The sequence below is a fragment of the Mesorhizobium sp. M7A.F.Ca.CA.004.12.1.1 genome (genome assembly GCF_003997835.1).
Lineage (GTDB): Bacteria > Pseudomonadota > Alphaproteobacteria > Rhizobiales > Rhizobiaceae > Mesorhizobium.
In genome coordinates, this window is sequence record NZ_RZRK01000435.1 from 1 (window position 1) to 5303 (window position 5303).

Here is a 5303-nt window from a genome sequence, read left to right on the forward strand (position 1 = left end):
GCGCATCCATATCGACAGGTTTCTTGACGGCGCGGCGCCCAAGGTGCCGCGGCGCGAGCTGACGCATCTCGAGCGCCTGGAGCTGGTGCGGCGCCATGGCGACTTCTCGCTCGCCTATTCCACCGCCGTGCAAGGCAAGCTTTCCTATTTCGGCGACGCCGATGGCTACATCGCCTTCGGTACCAAGATGAAGCACCATTTCGCGCTCGGCGACCCGGTGGCGGCTCCGGCGCGTCGGGCCGATTACATCAAGCGCTTCGTCGAGACCGCCGGCAGCCCATGGTTCGTGCAGGTCGGCGAGGACACCGCACGCGTGCTGGCCGGCCTTGGCTACAAGGTCAATCGCCTCGGCATCGACACCCGCCTCGCCCTGCCCGAGCATGATTTTTCCGGGAAGCGCAACGAGACCGTGCGCTACTCCGAACGCTGGCTGCTGAAGAAAGGCTTTTCGTTCGAAGAGGACAAGCGCACGATCTACCTCGACGAGATCGCCCGGCTTTCGGAAAACTGGCGCGGCGACCGCATCGTCAAGCGCTGGGAGATGGGTTTTCTCAACCGCCATTTCGCCGACCATCTCGGCACCGACATGCGCCGTTTCGTCCTGCACGGTCCCGATGGCGAACTGGTCGCTTTGCTCGACTTCGACCCGTTGTTTGCCGGCGGCAAGGTCATCGGCTACACCACCGCCTTCAAGCGCAAGCATCTCGACGCCTCACCGCATGCCGAGATCGGCCTGACCAAGTTCGCCGTTGACCGTTTTCGCGAAGAGGGCATCTCGGTGGTCACGCTCGGCCTGTCGCCGCTCGTCGATGTGGGCCCGAGCGGATTTGCCGAAAGCGATTTCTGGCGCAATGCCTTCCAGCGCGCCTATTCTTCTCCCTGGGTCAATCGGCGCAGGTTCAACCTGCAGGGCCAAGCGGCGTTCAAGCGCCGCTTCCACGGCGTCGAGGAGCCGGTCTACATCGCCTTCCGCAAGGGGACGTATGTCGAGATGCTGGGGTTGCTGCGGCTGGTCAAGGCGATCTAGGTCTGGCGATATTCAGGTGAGGCCGGCCTGACTTGAATCTCGACAGACCTGACAGCGTCACACGGCGCTTTCGCCGCTCAGTTCCTGAGCCGGTAGCCGGTCCTGAAGATCCAGGCGACGATCGCTATGCAGATCAGCAGAAAGACGATCGTCATGCCGAGGCTGATACCGACCGAGACATCGGATTTGCCGTAGAAGCTCCAGCGGAAGCCGCTGATCAGATAGACGACCGGATTGAACAGCGTCACCGTGCGCCAGATCTCGGGCAGCATGTTGATCGAATAGAAGCTGCCGCCGAGGAAGGTCAGCGGCGTGATGATCAACAGCGGCACCAGCTGCAGCTGCTCGAAACTCTTCGCCCAGATGCCGATGATGAAGCCGAACAGGCTGAAGGTCACCGCCGTCAGCACCAGGAAGGCGAGCATCCAGAACGGATGCAGGATGGTCAGCGGCACGAACAGCGAGGCGGTGGCCAGGATGATCAGACCGAGAAGGATCGACTTGGTCGCGGCGCCGCCGACATAGGCGATGACGATCTCCAGATAGGAGACCGGCGCCGACAGAAGCTCGTAGATCGAGCCGACGAATTTCGGGAAGTAGATGGCAAAGGAGGCGTTGGAGATCGACTGCGTCAACAGCGACAGCATGATCAGACCCGGCACGATGAAGGCGCCGTAACTGATGCCGTCGATCTCGGTGATGCGCGAGCCGATGGCCGAGCCGAAGACGACGAAATACAGCGATGTCGAGATGACCGGCGAGACGATGCTCTGCAGCACGGTGCGGAAAGCACGCGCCATTTCCATCCGATAGATCGCCCATACGGCGCGAAGGTTCATGGTTCCCTCCTCACCAGATTGACGAAGATCTCCTCGAGCGAAGAGTTTTGCGTGTCGATATCGCGGAACTGGATGCCGCCGGCCTCGAGATCGCGCATCAACGAGGCGACGCCGGGCCGCTCGGCCTGATTGTCATAGGTGTAGGTCAGCTGCCCGCCATCGGGCGACAACTCCAGCGCATAGCGCGAGAGCGCCTCGGGAATGGCCGTCAGCGGATTGCGCAGTTCCAGCACCAGCCGCTTGCGGCCGAGCTTGCGCATCAGTTCGGCCTTGTTCTCGACCAGGATGATCTCGCCGCGGTTGATGACGCCGACCCGGTCGGCCATCGCCTCGGCTTCCTCGATATAATGCGTGGTGAGGATGATGGTGACGCCGTCCTCGCGCAGCCGGCGCACCATCGCCCACATGTCCTGGCGCAGCTCGACGTCGACGCCGGCGGTCGGCTCGTCGAGGAACAGGATGCGCGGCTCATGCGACAGCGCCTTGGCGATCATCAGCCGGCGCTTCATGCCGCCCGACAGGGTGATCGCCTTGGCGTCCTTCTTGTCCCACAGCGACAGGTCGCGCAGCACCTTCTCGACAAAGCCGGGGTTGGCCGGCTTGCCGAACAGGCCACGGCTGTAATTGACCGTCGCCCAGACGCTCTCGAAGGCGTCGATTGTCAGTTCCTGCGGCACCAGCCCGATCAGACCGCGCGCGGCGCGATAATCCTTGTTGATGTCGTGGCCGTCGACGGTGACGGTGCCCGACGAACGGTTGACGATGCCGCAGACGATCGAGATCAGCGTCGTCTTGCCGGCGCCATTGGGTCCAAGCAGCGCGAAGATCTCGCCGCGCTGAATGTCGAGATTGACTTCCTTGAGCGCGGTGAAACCGGTGGCGTAGGTCTTGGAGACCCCGGAAATGGACAGGATGGAAGGCATGGATGAAAACGGCTGCTTGAAAGAGGTCCCCTGATATAGGCCGAATGTCGGTGCTTGCAACCGCAAGTCAATGCCCTGCTGACAGTTCTCGACAATCGTGCCGGCCGGCCGTTGCAGGTGCGGCGCACAGGCCCGGAGTTGCGCGGCACGCAACCGGCAAAATTGTCCTGTGGCGTTCAGCCTCGCGGCAGGACGCCGCTTTGACCTGAACTCGCTTCGGGCCTATCCTTCGCGAGTATTTGCAGCAGCCGGAGCCCATCATGGACCCGCTCATACTTTCGCGTATCCAGTTCGGCGCGAATATTTCATTCCATATTCTATTTCCGACGATCACCATTGCGCTGGGTTGGGTGCTGCTGTTCTTCAAGCTGCGTTACAACGCGACCAACGATTCCGCCTGGATGCGCGCCTATTTCACCTGGGTGAAGGTGTTCGCGCTGTCCTTTGCCATGGGCGTGGTTTCGGGCGTCACCATGAGCTTTCAGTTCGGCACCAACTGGCCGGGCTACATGGAAAAGGTCGGCAACATCGCCGGGCCGCTGCTGGCCTACGAAATCCTCACCGCCTTCTTCCTCGAAGCGGCCTTTCTCGGCATCATGCTGTTCGGCTTCCGCCGCGTCTCCAACCGCATCCACACGCTGGCGACGGTGCTGGTCGCCGGCGGCACCACCGTCTCGGCATTCTGGATCATCGCGCTCAATTCCTGGATGCAGACGCCGGCCGGATTCGAGATGCGCGACGGCGTGGCGCATGCGGTCGACTGGTGGGCAATCATCTTCAATCCGTCGATGCCCTACAGGCTGACCCACATGCTGCTGGCGTCGGGGCTGACGGTGTCGTTCCTGATATCAGGCCTGTCGGCGCTGCGTTATCTCACCGGCGACCGCTCGGAATCGATGTGGAAGGCGCTGCGCACCGGCGTCTTCACCGCGGCGATCCTGATCCCGATCCAGATCTTCGCCGGCGACCAGCATGGGCTGAACACGCTGGAGCATCAGCCGCAGAAGATCGCCGCCATGGAGGCCAACTGGAACACCGGCCCCAACGTGCCGCTGGTGCTCTTCGCGCTGCCGACGAGGCGGCGAAGGAAAACAAATTCGAGATCGCCATTCCCGATGGGGCCAGCCTGGTGCTGCGGCACTCGGCCAGCGGCGTGGTGCCGGGACTGAACGACTATCCCGGCAATCATCCGCCGGTCTTTCCGGTGTTCTGGGGTTTCCGCGTCATGGTCGGCACGGGCATATTGATGCTGCTCGTCTCTTGGTCGGCGGCCTTCTTCCTCAAGCGCCGGCACAGCCTGCCGAAGCCGCTGGCCATGCTGATGGTGCCGATGGGGCTGTCGGGCTGGCTGGCGACGTTGGCCGGCTGGTACACCACCGAAATCGGCCGCCAGCCCTGGCTGGTGACGGGCGTGCTGAAAACCGCCGACGCGGTCGGCCCGGTGGCCGGCAGCCATGTCGCGCTGACGCTCGCCATATACCTCGTTCTCTATGTGCTGTTGCTGATCGCCTATCTCGGCGTGCTGGTGCACCTGGCGCTGAAGGCGGCGAAGGACGGCGACAACTCGCCGTTGCCCGGCGTGCTCAACGCGCCGATGTCGCAGCCGGCTGCGGGGGAGTGATTTGATATGGCACTCCAGCCGGGCGCCGGCGCGGCCCCTCACCTGCCTGCCGGCATCCTCTCCCCGTATAGGGACGGGGAGAGGGGCGCTCGCATCGACGGTTTCGCCAGTCACCAGCGTTGCAAGAAAAGCGCCGAGATTGCGGCCAGCCCCCTTCTCCCCGTCCCTATACGGGGAGAAGTGCCCGGCAGGCAGGTGAGGGGCGGCGCCGACTTCGGCAATCGATCTGAAGCCTCGATAGAGCCCCATCCGATCACATCGCGATTAGCCGGCTCTGGTGAGTGAGGAGAAAAAGATGACCTTCGACTGGCCAACCGCGCTTCCGCTGATCTTCGCCGGCCTGATGGGCCTCGCCATCCTGATCTACGTCATTCTCGACGGTTTCGATCTCGGCATCGGCATTCTGTTCGCCGCCGCTGAAGACGCCGAACAGGATACGATGATTGCCGCGATCGGCCCGTTCTGGGACGCCAACGAGACCTGGCTGGTGCTGGCCGTCGGCCTGCTGCTGGTCGCCTTCCCGCTGGCGCATGGCGTCATCCTGACGGCGCTCTACATTCCGGTCTTCGTGCTTTTGCTCGGGCTGATCCTGCGCGGCGTCGCCTTCGATTTCCGCGCCAAGGTGCCAGCTGGCCGCAAGCATCGCTGGAACCGTATCTTCTTCCTGGGTTCGCTCATCGCCTCGCTGGCGCAGGGCTATATGCTGGGCGTCTATGTGCTCGGGCTCGACGTCGGCCTCGGCGGCATGGCGTTCGGCGTGCTGGTGGCGTTCTGCCTTGCCGCCGCCTACGCGGCGATGGGCGCGGCCTGGGTGATCTACAAGACTGAAGGCGAATTGCAGAAGAAAGCGGTGCGCTGGCTTCGCACCGCGCTGGTGCTGACCGCGCTCGGCA

The 5303-nt window shown here is 63.2% G+C and carries 4 protein-coding genes and 1 pseudogene; 3 read left to right on the forward strand and 2 right to left on the reverse strand.

The features are described from left to right. On the forward strand, nt 1-1027 hold a 1027-nt coding region (locus tag EN984_RS21680), incomplete at its 5' end, for a phosphatidylglycerol lysyltransferase domain-containing protein (protein WP_245480095.1). A gap of 77 nt (nt 1028-1104) precedes the next feature. Here EN984_RS21680 and EN984_RS21685 read toward each other — a convergent pair. Beyond that, nucleotides 1105-1866 carry an ABC transporter permease gene (locus tag EN984_RS21685; protein WP_127268577.1) on the reverse strand — a complete coding sequence of 254 codons (762 nt, stop codon included), beginning with the start codon at nt 1864-1866 and terminating at the stop codon, nt 1105-1107. Then, entirely contained in the window at nt 1863-2789 is a 927-nt protein-coding gene (locus EN984_RS21690) for an ABC transporter ATP-binding protein (RefSeq protein ID WP_127268578.1), read from the reverse strand. The genes EN984_RS21685 and EN984_RS21690 overlap by 4 nt, the downstream gene beginning before the upstream one ends. Nucleotides 2790-3049: 260 nt before the next feature. Here EN984_RS21690 and EN984_RS21695 point away from each other — a divergent pair. Together EN984_RS21695 and EN984_RS21705 are read left to right on the forward strand one after the other, a co-directional pair. Continuing rightward, nucleotides 3050-4410, forward strand: a pseudogene (locus EN984_RS21695) (cytochrome ubiquinol oxidase subunit I). A 295-nt stretch (nt 4411-4705) separates the two neighbouring features. After that, nucleotides 4706-5303: cytochrome d ubiquinol oxidase subunit II (locus tag EN984_RS21705; protein ID WP_206517456.1), on the forward strand; the 598-nt coding region annotated here is incomplete at its 3' end.

What these genes read in the sequence shown, in the direction of transcription:
- EN984_RS21685 (WP_127268577.1), bottom strand. Translation starts at nt 1,866, where the DNA reads ATGAACCTTCGCGCCGTATGGGCGATCTATCGGATGGAAATGGCGCGT.
- EN984_RS21690 (WP_127268578.1), bottom strand. Translation starts at nt 2,789, where the DNA reads ATGCCTTCCATCCTGTCCATTTCCGGGGTCTCCAAGACCTACGCCACC.